The 15,427-nt window shown below is 41.6% G+C and carries 14 protein-coding genes and 2 other annotated features; all 14 genes read left to right on the top strand.

Going from position 1 to position 15,427, the window contains the following annotated elements; all coding sequences use genetic code 11:
• Nucleotides 1–27: 27 nt before the first annotated feature.
• The gene (gene ezrA / locus ABT996_RS01815; RefSeq protein WP_035448921.1) at nt 28–1,740 is read left to right on the top strand and encodes a septation ring formation regulator EzrA; all 1,713 of its coding nucleotides are present in this window, start codon (nt 28–30) and stop codon (nt 1,738–1,740) included.
• 132 nt (nt 1,741–1,872) lie between these two features.
• Nucleotides 1,873–3,021, top strand: coding sequence for a cysteine desulfurase family protein (locus ABT996_RS01810; RefSeq protein WP_035448923.1), 1,149 nt, complete (start codon nt 1,873–1,875; stop codon nt 3,019–3,021).
• Nucleotides 3,022–3,039: 18 nt separating this feature from the next.
• Nucleotides 3,040–4,257 (top strand): tRNA uracil 4-sulfurtransferase ThiI, encoded by a 1,218-nt coding sequence (gene thiI / locus ABT996_RS01805; RefSeq protein ID WP_035448925.1) that lies wholly within the window; start codon nt 3,040–3,042, stop codon nt 4,255–4,257.
• 40 nt (nt 4,258–4,297) lie between these two features.
• Nucleotides 4,298–4,503: a binding site (T-box leader), on the top strand.
• A 54-nt stretch (nt 4,504–4,557) separates the two neighbouring features.
• Entirely contained in the window at nt 4,558–7,221 is a 2,664-nt protein-coding gene (locus tag ABT996_RS01800; RefSeq protein ID WP_035448927.1) for a valine--tRNA ligase, read from the top strand.
• Between the two features lie 95 nt (nt 7,222–7,316).
• Nucleotides 7,317–8,588 carry a bifunctional folylpolyglutamate synthase/dihydrofolate synthase gene (locus tag ABT996_RS01795; protein ID WP_010688712.1) on the top strand — a complete coding sequence of 424 codons (1,272 nt, stop codon included), beginning with the start codon at nt 7,317–7,319 and terminating at the stop codon, nt 8,586–8,588.
• A 16-nt stretch (nt 8,589–8,604) separates the two neighbouring features.
• Entirely contained in the window at nt 8,605–9,261 is a 657-nt protein-coding gene (locus ABT996_RS01790) for an HAD family hydrolase (RefSeq protein ID WP_035448929.1), read from the top strand.
• Between the two features lie 49 nt (nt 9,262–9,310).
• Nucleotides 9,311–9,934: a JAB domain-containing protein gene (locus tag ABT996_RS01785; RefSeq protein ID WP_035448931.1), complete on the top strand. Its 624-nt coding sequence runs from the start codon at nt 9,311–9,313 to the stop codon at nt 9,932–9,934.
• Nucleotides 9,935–9,943: 9 nt separating this feature from the next.
• Nucleotides 9,944–10,150, top strand: a complete 207-nt coding sequence (locus tag ABT996_RS01780; protein WP_035448933.1) for a cold-shock protein — start codon at nt 9,944–9,946, stop codon at nt 10,148–10,150.
• A 312-nt stretch (nt 10,151–10,462) separates the two neighbouring features.
• Nucleotides 10,463–11,467, top strand: a complete 1,005-nt coding sequence (locus tag ABT996_RS01775) for a rod shape-determining protein (protein WP_004049006.1) — start codon at nt 10,463–10,465, stop codon at nt 11,465–11,467.
• A 94-nt stretch (nt 11,468–11,561) separates the two neighbouring features.
• Nucleotides 11,562–12,410: a rod shape-determining protein MreC gene (mreC, locus tag ABT996_RS01770; protein WP_035448935.1), complete on the top strand. Its 849-nt coding sequence runs from the start codon at nt 11,562–11,564 to the stop codon at nt 12,408–12,410.
• Between the two features lie 11 nt (nt 12,411–12,421).
• Nucleotides 12,422–12,940 carry a rod shape-determining protein MreD gene (gene mreD, locus ABT996_RS01765; RefSeq protein ID WP_035448937.1) on the top strand — a complete coding sequence of 173 codons (519 nt, stop codon included), beginning with the start codon at nt 12,422–12,424 and terminating at the stop codon, nt 12,938–12,940.
• Nucleotides 12,941–12,959: 19 nt separating this feature from the next.
• Nucleotides 12,960–13,622 carry a septum site-determining protein MinC gene (locus tag ABT996_RS01760; RefSeq protein WP_010688718.1) on the top strand — a complete coding sequence of 221 codons (663 nt, stop codon included), beginning with the start codon at nt 12,960–12,962 and terminating at the stop codon, nt 13,620–13,622.
• Complete coding sequence (gene minD, locus ABT996_RS01755) at nt 13,623–14,429, top strand: septum site-determining protein MinD (protein WP_010688720.1); 807 nt, start codon at nt 13,623–13,625, stop codon at nt 14,427–14,429. It begins immediately after the preceding gene.
• Between the two features lie 56 nt (nt 14,430–14,485).
• Nucleotides 14,486–14,719, top strand: a binding site (T-box leader).
• A 60-nt stretch (nt 14,720–14,779) separates the two neighbouring features.
• A complete protein-coding gene (locus ABT996_RS01750; protein WP_035448939.1) occupies nt 14,780–15,427 on the top strand; it encodes an amino acid ABC transporter permease in 648 nt (215 codons plus the stop codon).

Below are 15,427 nucleotides of genomic sequence, written 5' to 3'. Positions count from 1 at the left end.
CTAGCAATTTAAAGGATGGGACATCAGATGGTAGTAGTTTTAGTTACAATTGTATTAGTTGCAGTCGCAATCTATGCAAGCGTACTTTTCTTTCAACGTTCATTTGAAGAACGGATCACAAAAGCTAAAAGTAGCATAGAAGAGATCCTCGACTCACCGCTTGAGAAGGAACTCGAGGAAGTTAAAAAAATGACCTTATCAGGAGATAGTCTAAGTGAATTTGAAGCGGTAGAACACTCCTATTATGCTTTGGTGAACCAACAATTACCTGAGATCTCAGAGTATTTGAACAAGTTGCAAGCTGAATTAGAGCAGTACCGCTTTTGGAAGATCAACGGAGAGCTCAAGCAAAATGAAGCTCAGGTAGCTAAAGCCCAACAACAATATGAGCAATTAAAGCTTGAGTTAGCTGAGATCAAACAGACGGCTGAGATCCACAAAAAAGCGATCGGCGAACTCAAAGAAGAGTACCAAAAGATCAGAAAGGCTTTATTGGCAAAGAATTTCTCTTACGGGCCAAGTATCGATGAGTTAGAAAAAGAATTAGCGACATTAGAAAAAGATTTTGACGAGTATTCTAAGGTGACTGAAGAAGGCGACTATGCCAAATCAAGTGAACTTTTAGAAAAGCTCAAGCAACAAACACGTTTATTGAAGATCGCGCTAAAGAAATTGCCACCGATCTATCGCAATTTAAAGAATATTTTCCCAGAACAGTTGCAGGAATTAAAAGCTGGCTATTCCAAATTGCAAGCTGAGAAATATGGCTTTAAAAAGGATCTAGCCAAGCACTTGGAAGCGATCGAACAAAAGTGCAAAGAAAATGAAGCTAACTTAAAACAAGCTGATGTACCTAAAGCTGAAGCCCTTGACCAACAGATCGCCGATATGATCGATGAAGCCTATGAGATCATGGAAAATGAGTATAACGCTAAGCTTAAAGTGACACGGCAAGAAAAACATCTAGCTGACTTTATCGAACATGCCAAGCATCAAGAAAAAGAATTATTGATCGAACTGGATCGCTTGAGCCAAAATTATACGCTCAACCATAATGAAATGGAAGAAGCGCATGCGTTGAATGAACAATTAAAGAAGATCGACAAGAATTTTACCGTTTATATGCAAGCTAAGCCAAAAGATGTGATCGTTTATTCCGAAGTTTTGGAACAACAAACGGCTGATCTGGAAGCTTTAAAGAAGATCGAACTCAAGCAAAAAGAGATCGGTGAAAGTGTGGCTGATCTCTTTGAAGAAGAAAAAGAAGCCCAAGCAGCGGTCCAAGGCTTTGATAACGATATCCACCGTTTGAAGCGCGAGATAGAGATCTTGAATTTACCCGGCTTGCCAAGTGATTACATTGAGTACTTCTTTAAAGTCGGACGTGAGATCGAAAGTTTGGATCAAGACTTGAATAAGATCCAGATCGATATGGAACAGATCGCGCGTGATCTGATCAATACGCAATCAGATCTTGATGTTTTGGCACAAAAGACCCAAGAGATCATCGATAGTTCAACTTTGACCGAAGCGATGTTACAATATTCCAACCGCTATCGGACACGATATCCAGAAGTTGCATCTGCCTATGCCCATGCAGTCGAGCTTTTCAACAAGAATTATGACTATATGGGAGCTTTAGATGTGATCTCTGAGGCACTTGAGACAGTTGAACCGGGATGTTATAAACGGATCGAAAATGACTATAAGGCGGGAAATAATCGCCGCGAAGTCATCTAAATATTTACTAAGGACTAAAGCTAAGTTGCACAACTAAGCTTTAGTCCTTATAATTTGTAATGGCAAATTAATTTGTACTTTTTGTGATTATAAATTACAATAAGTAAGTTAAATTATTAAAGAGGGGTCAGCATGATATATTTTGATAACAGTGCAACGACAAAAGTTCACCCAGAAGTTTTAACGACCTATACAAAAGTCAGCGAAGCGATCTGGGGCAATCCTTCCTCGTTACACAAGATGGGTGAAAATGCCTATAATCTACTTGAACAATCTCGGGCGCAGATCGCAGAACTCCTTGGATGTCAAAAAGAAGAGATCTTTTTTACTAGTGGGGGCACAGAAGGCGACAACTGGGCGATCAAAGGCACAGCGCTCGAAAAAGGGATCTATGGTAAACATTTGATCACGACACAAGTTGAACATCCAGCGGTGCTCAATTCGATGAAGCAACTTGAAAAGTTAGGCTTTGAAGTCACATATCTACCAGTTGATGAAAATGGCAGAGTATCGGTTGAAGAGCTAAAACAAGCTTTACGTAAGGATACGATCTTAGTATCAGTTATGGCGGTCAACAACGAAGTCGGCACGATCCAACCGATAAAAGAGATCGCTCAAGTCTTGGCTGATCATCCTAAAGTTCATTTTCATGTCGATGCAGTTCAAGCGGTAGGTAAAGGTTTAACGGATCTGATCATGGATGAAAGAGTCGATCTAGTGACTTTTTCAGGGCATAAATTCCACGCTCCACGTGGCGTTGGTTTCTTGTATAAGAAATCCGGACGAAAATTAGCGCCACTTTTATCTGGTGGTGGCCAAGAGAAGAATTTACGCAGTAGTACAGAGAATCTTCCGGCGATCGCTGCAATGGCTAAAGCCTTACGCTTATTGCTGGAAAATGAAACAAAAAATGTCGCCCATGAGCAGGCGATCCGGCAAAAGATCTTTGAGCATTTACAAGCGTTTGATAAAGTAACGCTCTTTTCACAGCTAGATGATAAGTTTGCGCCACATATCTTATGCTTTGCGATCGCAGGCGTACGTGGCGAAACGATCGTCCATGCGTTTGAAGATCAAGGCGTCTTTATCTCAACGACGAGTGCTTGTTCATCTAAAAAAGGCCAAGTTTCATCGACCTTACACGCAATGCAAGTCGATGATAAGATCGCCACATCGGCTGTCCGTGTCAGTCTAGATGAAAATAATACGCTGTCTGAAGCAGATAAATTTAATCAGATCTTCGATGATATCTATCAAAAATTTTTAAAGATCAATTCGTAAAAACAGAAAGGGAGCAAGATGCAATATACAGAAATTATGGTTCGTTATGGCGAACTTTCAACTAAGGGTAAAAACCGACGTAACTTTATCGATCGCTTAGGTTTCAATGTTCGACAAGCAATGCATGATTTTCCAAAATTAGTGGTCAAAGCTCATCGTGATCGGATGCACATCCAATTAAACGGTGAAGACTCGACTAAAGTCATGGAACGTTTGAAACAAGTTTTTGGGATCCAAAACTTCTCACCTTCGATCCGGGTCGCTCGTGATGTCGAAGAAGTTAAAAAGGTCGCAACACAAATGGTGGCTGAACAGTTCCACGAAGGTATGACGTTTAAGATCAACACGCGTCGCTCTGATCATAACTTCCAACATGATACCAACGAATTAAATGATATGTTGGGGGGCCACATCTTAAAGACGGTCCCAGGGATCAAAGTCAAGATGAAAGAGCCGGACATGATCTTACGCGTTGAAGTTCGAGTTAACGGGATCTATCTTTCTTCTGAAACGATCGATGGTGCCGGTGGTCTGCCGGTCGGGACAGCAGGTAAAGCGATGTTGATGCTTTCTGGTGGGATCGACTCACCAGTTGCTGGTTATTTAGCGATGAAACGTGGGGTGGATATCGAAATGGTCCACTTCTTTAGCCCACCATACACCAGTGAACAAGCTTTGAATAAGGCTAAGGAATTGACGGCTAAGTTGACTCCATATGTTGGTCGGATCCAATTTATCGCTGTGCCATTTACTGAGATCCAAGAAACGATCAAAGAAAAAGTGCCATCTGGTTACTTGATGACGATCCAACGGCGCTTTATGTTGCGTTTAAGTGAAATGATCGCTAAAAAGCGCAATGGTCTAGCGATCTTCAACGGGGAAGCTTTAGGGCAAGTAGCTTCACAAACACTGGAAAGTATGGCTGCGATCAATGATGTAACGACGATGCCTGTTTTACGTCCAGTAGTTTCAATGGATAAAAATGAGATCATCAAGATAGCCCAAGATATCGATACATTCGATCTTTCCATCCAACCATTTGAAGATTGCTGTACGATCTTTGCACCACCAGCTCCAAAGACTAAGCCAAAGATCGATAAGGCACGTTATTACGAAGAACGCCTTGATGTTGAAGGCTTGTTAGCTCGGGCAATGGAAAATATCACGATCACAGATATCAAGATCGGTGATGAATTTATGAACGAAAAACAAGCAGATTTCGCTGAATTGCTATAAAAAGCGCTTGACGCGTGCTTGTTTCAAGGCTAAAATACATCTATAAGCTTTGAACAAGAGGTTTTGATCGCTAACTGTTTTCAGAGAGAGGCGGGTGGGTGCGACGCTTTAACAGACGATCAGATAGTAGCTTGTGAGCTGTCCTACTGAAACTAAGTAAGTAAGACCGGATATCTATTCGTTAACGCAGATCAAAGAGGGGTAAAAACCCAATTTAGGTGGTACCACGGCACTGTCGTCCTAAGCGGATGGCGGTGCCTTTTTGTTTAGAGCCGGTCAAGATAAGAAAGGAAGATAATAATGGCACGTGACATCGAAATGTCAACCAAATACGATCCTAGTCAAGTTGAACCAGGACGTTATCAAAAATGGGTCGATGCTGGGTTGTTCAAGCCAAATGGCGACAAAGAAGCTAAACCATATTCGGTCGTGATCCCACCACCAAACGTAACTGGTAAGTTACACTTGGGCCATGCTTGGGATACAACGTTACAAGATATGTTGATCAGACAAAAACGGATGCAAGGTTTTGATACCTTATGGCTTCCTGGGATGGACCATGCCGGGATCGCAACACAAGCTAAAGTTGAAGCACGTTTAGCTGAAGAAGGGATCTCCCGTTACGATCTAGGACGCGAAAAGTTCATCGATAAGGTTTGGGAATGGAAAGGCGAATATGCTGATATCATTCATGCGCAATGGGCTAAATTAGGTCTTTCTTTGGATTATGATCGTGAACGTTTTACCTTGGATGAAGGCTTATCGCATGCTGTTCGCCGTGTCTTTGTAAAGTTATATGAAAAAGGCTTGATCTACCGTGGTGAATACATCATCAACTGGGATCCAAAGGCTCGGACTGCTTTATCCGATATCGAAGTTATCCACCAAGATGACGAAGGTGCCTTTTACCATGTGAAATATCCATTTGTTGATGGAACAACATTCAATGGGAAAGATTACATTGAGATCGCAACGACACGTCCTGAAACAATGATGGGTGACGTGGCTGTAGCAGTTAATCCAAAAGATGAACGCTACAAAGACTTGGTCGGTAAAGAAGTGCTCTTGCCACTCCAAGGGCGTCATATCCCGATCATCGCCGATCAATATGTTGATCCTGAATTTGGGACTGGGATGGTGAAGATTACCCCAGCACATGACCCTAATGACTTTGAAGTCGGTAACCGTCATGACTTAGAACGGATCAACACGATGAACGATGATGGTACGATGAATGAACGAGCTGGTAAATACAACGGCATGGACCGTTTTGATGCTCGTAAAGCGATCGTTAAAGACCTTGAAGATCAAGGCTACATGTTAAACATCGAAAAGATCACGCACAGTGTGGGTCACTCTGAACGGACAGGTGTGCCAGTTGAAGCTCGTCTCTCAACACAATGGTTCGTTAAGATGAAACCATTAGCTCAAGCAGCTTTGGCTAACCAAGATTCGGATGATCGGGTCGACTTTGTGCCAGAACGTTTTGAAAAGACCTTTACTCAATGGATGGAAAACGTTCATGATTGGGTCATTTCACGCCAATTATGGTGGGGCCATCAGATCCCAGCTTGGTATAACAAGCATACGGGTGAAACTTATGTTGGTGAAGAAGCTCCAGCTGATATCGAAAATTGGGAACAAGATCCTGATGTTTTAGATACTTGGTTCTCTAGTGCTTTATGGCCATTTTCAACGATGGGCTGGCCAGATACAGATGCGCCTGATTTCAAGCGTTACTTCCCAACTAATACGTTAGTCACAGGTTATGATATCATCTTCTTCTGGGTATCACGGATGATCTTCCAAAGTATCGAATTTACTGGTCGCCGTCCATTTAAGGATGTTTTGATCCACGGTTTGATCCGGGATGAACAAGGACGCAAGATGAGTAAATCACTTGGCAACGGGATCGATCCAATGGACGTGATCGACAAGTATGGTGCTGATGCTTTACGTTGGTTCTTATCCAACGGTTCAGCACCAGGCCAAGACGTTCGTTTCTCCTATACGAAGATGGATGCAGCTTGGAACTTTATCAATAAGATCTGGAATGCTAGCCGCTTTGTGATCATGAACCTCGATGAAGATACGACTGCTACTTTACCAGCTAAAGCAGAATGGCAATTAGCTGACAAGTGGATCTTGAGCCGCTTGAATGATACTGTCAAAGAAGTAACGCGTCTCTTTGATAACTATGAATTTGGTGAAGCTGGTCGTGCCCTTTACAACTTCATCTGGAACGATTTCTGTGACTGGTACATCGAAATGGCTAAGGAAAACTTGACGGGTGACGATGCTAAGGCTAAGCAAAATACGCAAAGCATTTTATGCTATGTCTTGGATCAAACATTACGTCTCTTACATCCGATCATGCCATTTGTGACCGAACAGATCTGGTTAGAAATGCCACATGAAGGCGAATCTTTGGTAACAGCTGCTTACCCAGTTGAACACCCAGAATTCGATGATCAAGCTGCCGAAGAACAAATGGATAACTTGATCGAATTGATCAAAGCTGTGCGTAACAACCGGGCTGAAGTTAATGCACCAATGTCTTCAGCGATCGATATCTTGATCAAGACGACTTCTGAAACGACTAAAGCAGTCTTTGAAAATAACCAAGAATATATCGAACGCTTCTGCCATCCAAAACATCTTGAGATCGGCTCTGACGTGACAGCTCCAGCTTTAGCAATGACTTCTGTGATCACAGGCGCTGAAGTTTACTTGCCATTAGCTGACTTGATCGATCTAAACGAAGAGATCGCACGTTTAGAAAAAGAAGCTAAGAAATTAGAATCTGAAGTAACACGTGGTGAAAAGAAACTTGGCAATGAACGCTTTGTTGCTAATGCACCAGCTGAAGTTGTTGCTAAAGAAAAAGAAAAATTAGCGGGTTACCGTGAAAAATTAAGCGCAACTAACGAACGGATCAAAGATCTAAAAGCTCAAGTTGATTAATTTTTAAACAACGCTTGCCTTTCGGGGTGAGCGTTTTTTTACGTGCTTTGTGTTATACTGGAAATAAGATATTTTTAGGTAAATGAGGCGAAAAGATGCAGATCAAAAGCTATACTGAGGCGGTCGAATTTATTCATGGACGTCGCAAATTTACAAAGTCCCCCGACTTAGAGCGGATGCGCCGGTTTGCTCATTATCTGGGTGATCCACAAGAAAAGACCAAGTTCATCCATGTCACGGGAACCAATGGCAAAGGGTCAACGGTGGCTTTTTTGAGCGAACTTTTGCAAAGTCAAGGATTTACGGTGGGAACCTTCACTTCGCCTTACATCACGCGCTTTAACGAACGGATCGCACTCAATGGCGAACCGATCAGTGATCAAATGTTGGTCGAGCTGTTAAACGAGTTGTTACCGGTCATTTCACGGCTCGATGAAGAATATGCCGGTGAGGGACCTAAGGAATTTGAAGTCGTCACAATGCTGATGTTTTTATATTTTGCTAAAATGGCCCCTGATTATGCGGTCGTTGAAGTGGGCATCGGCGGACTCTATGATTCGACTAATATTTTGACCCCTGAGTTAGCGGTAATCACTGAAGTTGCGTTAGACCATACTCAGATCTTAGGCGATACTTTGGCTAAGATCGCCACGGCAAAAGCAGGGATCATCAAACAAGATCGGCCGGTCGTCGTTGGAAAATTAGCACCAGAATGTTTGGCTGTTATTCAAGCACAGGCTGAAAAAAGAAATGCTCCTTTGTATCAAGCGGGAGTAGATTATACGTTCTTACCTGAAAAAAGAGCTAGTGTTTGGGGTGAAAGCTTTACATATCAAGGCTTTGGGCTCAAGGATAAGCTAGCGATCTCATTGTTAGGTCAATATCAGGTCGCCAATGCTAGTTTAGCTGTGAGTGCATTTTTGGTCTTGGCTAAAAGAGCGGGTTTTTCGCCAACGCTAAGCGAGATCAAAATCGCTTTAAAACAGACGACCTGGGCGGGGCGCTTTGAAAAGATAAATGATGAGCCACTGATCGTCTTGGATGGAGCCCACAATGCAGATGCGGTCCAGCAATTGGTCCAAACATTAAAACAAAATTTTGCCGATAAACAGATCTATGTTATCATGTCGGTCTTGGCTGATAAGCAGGCTAAGACAATGGTAAATAAATTAGAGCAGTTACCTAATGTCGAACTATTTACGGTCAGTTTTGATGCGCCCCGTGCACTCAGTCATGAACAAGGTCGTTTCTATGAAGCGTGGCCCGAAGCTTTGGCTGAGGTCATGCAAGAGATCTCAAGTGATGATATGCTATTATTTACGGGTTCGTTGTATTTTGTGTCGGAAGTAAGAAATTATTTTATTTAGATCGTGAGGATATGAGATGGATTTGAAATTAGTGATCTTTGATATGGATGGTGTCGTATTTGATTCTGAAAAAGTATACTTTGAAGCTAACAGGCTAGCGGCTGAAAAACTCCAAATGCCAAACTACACTTTGGAATATTACAAGCAATTTATCGGAGCAGGGACAGAACCTATGCTGGCTCAAATGGCTAAAGATTATGGTAGCCGTGAGTTAGTTGATCGTTTTTACCAGATGAGTATGGATAATGTTTATCCGATCGTAGAAGCTGGAAAATTAGAATTAAAACCAGGTTTTAAAGAATTGACCGCTTATTTGGATGAACAAAATATCCCTTATGTCATCGCTTCAAGTAATTTTAGAAAAGATATCGAATACTATTTGGAAAAGACAAATATTTCAGGTCGCTTTGCGCATATCGTTTCAGCTGACGATGTGACCCATGCTAAGCCATCCCCAGAGATCTTTGAAAAAGCTTGGCAAAAAGCTGGCTGTCCAGCTAAAAATGAAACTTTGATCATTGAGGATTCATTGAATGGCGTCAAAGCAGCCAATAATGCTGAGATCCCAGTCGTTATGGTGCCAGATATCATTCAACCGACCGCATATGAAAAAGAACATACGGTAGCGATCTTGCCCGATCTAGTAGCTGTGCGAGATCTCATCAAAAAATAAATTATTTCTAGGCCCGTTTGCGAATTTTATAAAGTAAGGGGGCTTGAAAATGAATTTAAAAAATTTAACAGATAAGATCGTTTTAAGTGAATTATTAGGCTTTTTGCTGGATAAGCAAGCAGCTGGTCAAGTGGTCGACCGCTACTTTGCGCAAGCTGATTCGCTAGCGCAGTTCCAGTATTTTGGGGTCACTGATTGGACTAAGCTGACCATTGATACCAAACTCCAGGATTATTTATTGCTTTTATGCGAATTTGCTAAGCGCTATGCTTTAAAACCACCGTTAGAATTGGGGCAGATCTGTTCTAGTAAGGTGATCGGCGAGTATATGAGTGCGAAGTTGGCCCTGCGTAAGCAAGAAGTCCTGTGGGGTGTCTATTTAGATACCAAAAATCAAATCTTGGCTCAAGAAGAGATCTTTGTGGGAACGCTAAATGAAGCCACGGTCCATCCAAGGGAGATCTTGAAATTAGCGCTGAAGTATAGCGCAGCCCGCTTTATCGTGGTCCATAATCACCCTAGTGGTCAGGTGACACCTTCCCCAAATGACATCGCCTTGACTAGACGTTTACAGGCGTGTGGTGAGCTCTTAGGGATCGCGTTATTGGACCACATTATTGTTGGTGAGCATACATATTTGAGTATGCGTGAAGAAAAAATATTAATTAGATAGGTGAATTACATGTTAAAAGGAACAGTACGTCGTTTTAATAAGGATAAAGGTTACGGGTTTATCACCCCTGATAATGCGCCAAAAGAGGATCTTTTTGTCCACTATACGGCGATCGAAAAATCAGGTTATAAGATCTTAGAAGAAGGTCAAAGAGTTGAATTCGTTGAAGTTGAAGGTAAAAAAGGCTTTCAAGCAGCTTTAGTCACGATCCTATAAAGGTTAAGATATTTTAAAAAAATTAGTTGAAATGAAAATTTATCTAGATTAAATAAAAATTAAGCTTTGATTTATGATATAATACTGAAATTGAAGAGAATCAATTTCAACAATTTATAAAATTTTTGGCTAGCTGGAGCAACTGCTCGAGTAAGAGGAAAATTTTTTCAAAAAAGGATCAAAATTTTTTCTTTTTATTTGTCATTGCCAAGGTAAAACATGAAAATATGTTGGAAACACGGCGATTCAATGTTACAATTAAAATATCTTGAATTAAGTACTCATTTAGAGTTTGCGAAGGGATGAAACAACGTGTTCGGAATCGGAACAAAAAATATCGGAATCGATTTAGGGACTGCTAATACGATCGTTTATGCTGAAAATAAGGGAATTGTATTACGCGAACCTTCTGTCGTAGCTAAAAATACTAAAACTGGCGAAGTCGTATCTGTTGGTTCAGAAGCGCGTGATATGATCGGGCGCACACCAGCAAGTATCGTAGCGATCCGTCCAATGAAAGACGGTGTCATTGCTGATTATGATACAACTGTCTCCATGATGAAATATTATATTGAAAAAGCTGTTGGTAGCAAGACTGCTAAGCCATATGTCATGGTCTGTGTACCTAGTGGTGTAACTGAAGTTGAAAAGCGTGCTGTGATCGATGCTACTCGAGTTGCAGGGGCTAAAGATGCTTACGTGATCGAAGAACCATTTGCAGCTGCGATTGGTGCTGGTCTACCAGTTATGGATCCAACTGGTAGCATGGTCGTTGATATCGGTGGTGGGACGACTGACGTTGCAACGATCTCCTTGGGTGGGATCGTATCTAGCCGTTCGATTCGGATGGCTGGTGACAAGATCGATGATTCGATCATCTACTATGTACGTAAAAATTACAATTTGTTGATCGGTGAACGTACAGCTGAACAATTAAAGATCAACGTTGCCTCTGCTTCTGTTGAAGCTGCTAAGGAATTGGATAGTCAAACGATCCGTGGACGTGATCTAGTGACAGGTCTACCTAAGACGATCGAGATCCGCCCCGAAGATGTAGCTGAAGCGATCCAAGAAGTAGTGCAAGAGATCATCACAGCTATCAAAGAAACATTAGAAGAAACATCTCCTGAGATCGCAGCTGACGTGATCGATCATGGGATCGTTTTAACTGGTGGTGGTGCGTTATTACGCCACTTACCAGATGTGATCTCTGAAGCAACAAAAGTGCCTGTATTCGTGGCTCAAGATCCACTTGACTGTGTGGCTGTTGGGACAGGCGAATCACTTAAGAGCATTGATGTAATGAAGAAAAGATAAATAGGCGGTTAAAGTCTAAAGTTAGGAGGTTGGGGTTTAGTCGTCCAGCCTCTTAATTTTTAATGCGGATCTTATCGAGTTCAGGAGGTTTTTTATGCAAAAGTTTTTTTTCAATAAAAAACTTGTTATTACACTGGTCGCTTTGATCATCAGTTTTTTACTGATCGCATTTTCGATCACAGTGCGTAATAATCGATCGATGCCAACATTTGTGCAACAGTTTGGTAATGAAGCTTTTGGTCTAGTTGATCGGGTCATCAGTTTTCCAGTTGCTGGAGTCGCGCATGTAGGTGGCTCTGTTTCTGATCTACTCAACACGTATGAGGAAAATCAGAAATTAAAGCAACAGATCGATAGTTTGGCAGCCGATAAAGTTGAAAACCAAACCTTACGTAAGGAAAATAAACAATTAAAAGAACAGTTGAAATTAGATGAAAGCTTGACTGATTATTCAAAGATCAGTGCCCATGTTTTATCTCGGACACCATCTTCTTGGCAAAATCAGATCGTGATCTCAAAGGGATCATTTGCAGGTGTGACTAAAAATGCTGCCGTTTTATCACGTAAGGGCTTAGTCGGACGGGTCGTGGAAGTCAATAAGACCAACAGTAAAGTTGAATTGCTCACGACGCAAAATGATTCGGCTAACCGTTTTGCAGTCCAATTGGAAAGTGATGGCGAAGTGATCAACGGTTTGATCACGGGCTATGACCGACAAAAAAATCAGTTGATCATGGGACAGATCACTTCTAAGAAGAAGATCAAGAAGAATACTGAGGTCATTACCTCTGGGATGGGTGGTAATACCCCTAAGGGCTTATTGATCGGAAAAGTCGTCAAAACAACGGATGATGATGATGGGTTAGCGACAAAAGTTTATATCGAGCCAGCTGCTGATATGACAGATCTTAGTGTTGTGACTGTGGCTAAACGCGCAGACTAGGGGGCAGAATGATGGCAAATTCCAAGCTAAAATATTATTTTCCTCTAGGGTTGATCATCTGCATCGTTTTGGATGGGACACTTAGTAGCTTATATGCTCAGTATTTTTTTACAAGTTCAATTTCGATCGAGAGTCGCTTGACCTTGTTATGGCTAGTGATGGCGATTTTCTATGGTGAAGTTGACCGTTTGATGCTATGGGCATTTATTGCTGGATTGATTTTTGATATGTACTATACGGGGATCTTAGGGATCTTTATGATCATTTTTCCTTTGATCGTTTATTTGAACCGAGAAGTGTATCGTTTTTTCACTTCTAACTTTATTGTGGTACTATTAATATATCTGATAGATGTTACGCTCGTTACGGCTTTGGCATATTGGGCCAACTCCCTGATCGGACTGACGACAACTGGTTCAGCTGATTTTGTGGTGCAAACTTTAGGGCCGTCACTGGCGTATAACTTGGCGGTATTTTCGCTATTATTTATCCCAGTCAAAAATTTCTTTGAGAAGTATTCTTCTCGATAAATAAGGAAGGTGCAAGCTGATGCAGGCAGCTGTGTTAAAGGGCTACAAAGACGGATATGAACTGATCATACGTGATAATGCAGATTTTGATCAGGCGCTGTCCGAATTAAAAGACCTATTTCGAAAACTACAACTTGATACTGTCGGTGAAGAAAAACAGATCTCGTTTACGGTCAATACCGAAAGACGCTTGTTGAGTGCAAAACAAAAGCAAAAGATCGAAGAATTAGTTGGAAATTATCCTCGTTTTTCGATCTATAAGTTTGTTTCTGATGTGGTAGATACTAAAGATGCACTTGAATTTATGGAAGAACATACCGTCCATGTCAATAGTGATACGATCCGTAACGGTCAAGTCAAGTTGATCAAGGGTGACGTCTTGTTTTTAGGCAATATCCATAAGGGTGGCATTTTGCAAGCGACCGGGAGTATCTTTGTTTTAGGAAATGTCGAAGGGATCTTACATGCTGGCTATAGTGATAATGTGATCTCAGTGATCGCTGGGAATTTTAAACGGGCACAACAAGTTCGGATCAGTGATCTAGTAGACATCATCGAGCCAGATATGCAAGCCGATAAAGTCGTTGCTTATGTCAATGACCTGCATGCTTTAAGCTATACGACGCTTGCTGAATTAAAAACACTTAGGCCTAAAATTTTTACACAAATAGGAGGGTTTTAAATGGGAAAATCGATCGTTATTACATCGGGAAAAGGCGGCGTTGGTAAGACAACTACGACTGCTAATCTCGGAACAGCCTTGGCTTTGATGGGCAAAAAAGTCTGTCTGGTCGATCTAGATATCGGTTTAAGAAACCTAGATGTTATTTTGGGCTTAGATAATCGTATCATTTACGATATCATTGATGTGGCGCAAGGTAGAGCTAAGTTACCCCAAGCCTTGATCAAAGACAAGCGTTTTGGCGACAATTTATTCCTGTTACCTGCAGCGCAAAATACGGATAAATCGGCCCTTGAACCGGAAGAAGCTAAACAGATCGTTGATGAGTTACGATCTGAGTTTGACTATGTGTTGCTCGATTGCCCAGCTGGGATCGAACAAGGTTTTGCTAATGCAGTAGCTGGTGCGGATGAAGCAATCGTAGTCTCGACACCTGAGATCTCAGCCGTTCGAGATGCTGATCGGGTAGTCGGGTTGCTTGAACAACAGAATTTAGAAGAACCACCGATGCTTATCATCAATCGGATCAAAAAGAAGATGATGCATGATGGTCAAATGATGGATGTTGATGAGATCACGCGGCATTTATCGATCAAATTGATCGGGATCGTCTTTGATGATGATAATGTAATTGGTTTTTCGAACAAGGGCGAACCTGTTATTTTAGATGAAAAGAGTGAAGCATCTAAGGGATATCGTAATATCGCACGGCGTTTAGAGGGTGAAACGATCCCGTTGATGACACTTAAAGAAGACGAACAAGGTGGCTTTTTCAAGAAGATGAGTTCTTGGTTCAAACGCAAATAAGCCAGATTTGTTGTTGACAGTTTTACCGATAAATGTTAATCTTTATGAAAAATTATTTAACGATATCGAGCGGAAGAGTAGAAGATGTTTACCTGAAAAAGAGACTATCCGGGAGCTGAAAAGGATAGAGGTGGCATTTTTGAACCACATCCGTGAATTGGTACACTGAACCTAAAGTAGTAGGTGTATCCGGTCAGAAGTCCGTTACACTTGAGTTAAGTTAACTCACTGAGACTCCTTTTGTGAGAAAGGAGTAAATATGAGGTGGAACCGCGTAAAACGCCCTCTTGGATTTTTTCCAAGAGGGTGTTTTTCTTTTACCAGTAAGTTAAAAAATGGAGGAATTTGGGATGGATTATATCATGGAAGTCATGCCCTCGTTGATTTCAGGGATGGGAGTGACCTTATCAGTATTTTTTTGGACCTTAGTTGGTTCTTTGCCTTTAGGTTTGATCGTTTCTTTAGGGATGATGTCACGATTTAAGATACTTCAAAAAATATTAGGTATCTATGTTTGGCTGATGCGAGGAACACCGCTGTTATTGCAATTGATCTTTGTCTTTTATGGACTTCCGCTGTTAGGAACAGGGATCGTGTTACCACGGTATGAAGCTGCGTTGGTGGCATTTATTTTGAACTACACAGCATATTTTGCTGAGATCTTTCGTGGGGGCTTGCAATCGATCGATAAAGGGCAATATGAAAGTGCTAAGGTCTTACGCTTGAGCTACTGGCAAACGATCCGCAAAGTCGTAGCTCCACAGGTGATCAAGATCGTGATCCCTTCGATCGGTAATGAAGTGATCAACTTAGTCAAGGACTCAAGTTTAGTTTATGTGATCGGTCTAGGTGATCTCTTGCGCGCAGGTAATGTTGCGACAAGTCGGGATGTGACTTTAGTGCCACTATTGCTAGTGGGCGCGATGTATTTGATGATGACGGCCTTTTTCACTTATGTTTTGAAAAAGATCGAGCAGCACTATAGTTATTGGAAATAA

Origin of the sequence: Ligilactobacillus sp. RTP31139st1_D10_RTP31139_211217, from assembly GCF_040226755.1 — a bacterium.
In the GTDB taxonomy this organism is placed as follows: Bacteria; Bacillota; Bacilli; order Lactobacillales; family Lactobacillaceae; genus Ligilactobacillus; species Ligilactobacillus animalis.
This window is presented reverse-complemented; position numbering and strand designations above follow the sequence as displayed.

What these genes read in the sequence shown, in the direction of transcription:
- ezrA (WP_035448921.1), top strand. Translation starts at nt 28, where the DNA reads ATGGTAGTAGTTTTAGTTACAATTGTATTAGTTGCAGTCGCAATCTAT.
- ABT996_RS01810 (WP_035448923.1), top strand. Translation starts at nt 1,873, where the DNA reads ATGATATATTTTGATAACAGTGCAACGACAAAAGTTCACCCAGAAGTT.
- thiI (WP_035448925.1), top strand. Translation starts at nt 3,040, where the DNA reads ATGCAATATACAGAAATTATGGTTCGTTATGGCGAACTTTCAACTAAG.
- ABT996_RS01800 (WP_035448927.1), top strand. Translation starts at nt 4,558, where the DNA reads ATGGCACGTGACATCGAAATGTCAACCAAATACGATCCTAGTCAAGTT.
- ABT996_RS01795 (WP_010688712.1), top strand. Translation starts at nt 7,317, where the DNA reads ATGCAGATCAAAAGCTATACTGAGGCGGTCGAATTTATTCATGGACGT.
- ABT996_RS01790 (WP_035448929.1), top strand. Translation starts at nt 8,605, where the DNA reads ATGGATTTGAAATTAGTGATCTTTGATATGGATGGTGTCGTATTTGAT.
- ABT996_RS01785 (WP_035448931.1), top strand. Translation starts at nt 9,311, where the DNA reads ATGAATTTAAAAAATTTAACAGATAAGATCGTTTTAAGTGAATTATTA.
- ABT996_RS01780 (WP_035448933.1), top strand. Translation starts at nt 9,944, where the DNA reads ATGTTAAAAGGAACAGTACGTCGTTTTAATAAGGATAAAGGTTACGGG.
- mreC (WP_035448935.1), top strand. Translation starts at nt 11,562, where the DNA reads ATGCAAAAGTTTTTTTTCAATAAAAAACTTGTTATTACACTGGTCGCT.
- mreD (WP_035448937.1), top strand. Translation starts at nt 12,422, where the DNA reads ATGGCAAATTCCAAGCTAAAATATTATTTTCCTCTAGGGTTGATCATC.
- ABT996_RS01760 (WP_010688718.1), top strand. Translation starts at nt 12,960, where the DNA reads ATGCAGGCAGCTGTGTTAAAGGGCTACAAAGACGGATATGAACTGATC.
- minD (WP_010688720.1), top strand. Translation starts at nt 13,623, where the DNA reads ATGGGAAAATCGATCGTTATTACATCGGGAAAAGGCGGCGTTGGTAAG.
- ABT996_RS01750 (WP_035448939.1), top strand. Translation starts at nt 14,780, where the DNA reads ATGGATTATATCATGGAAGTCATGCCCTCGTTGATTTCAGGGATGGGA.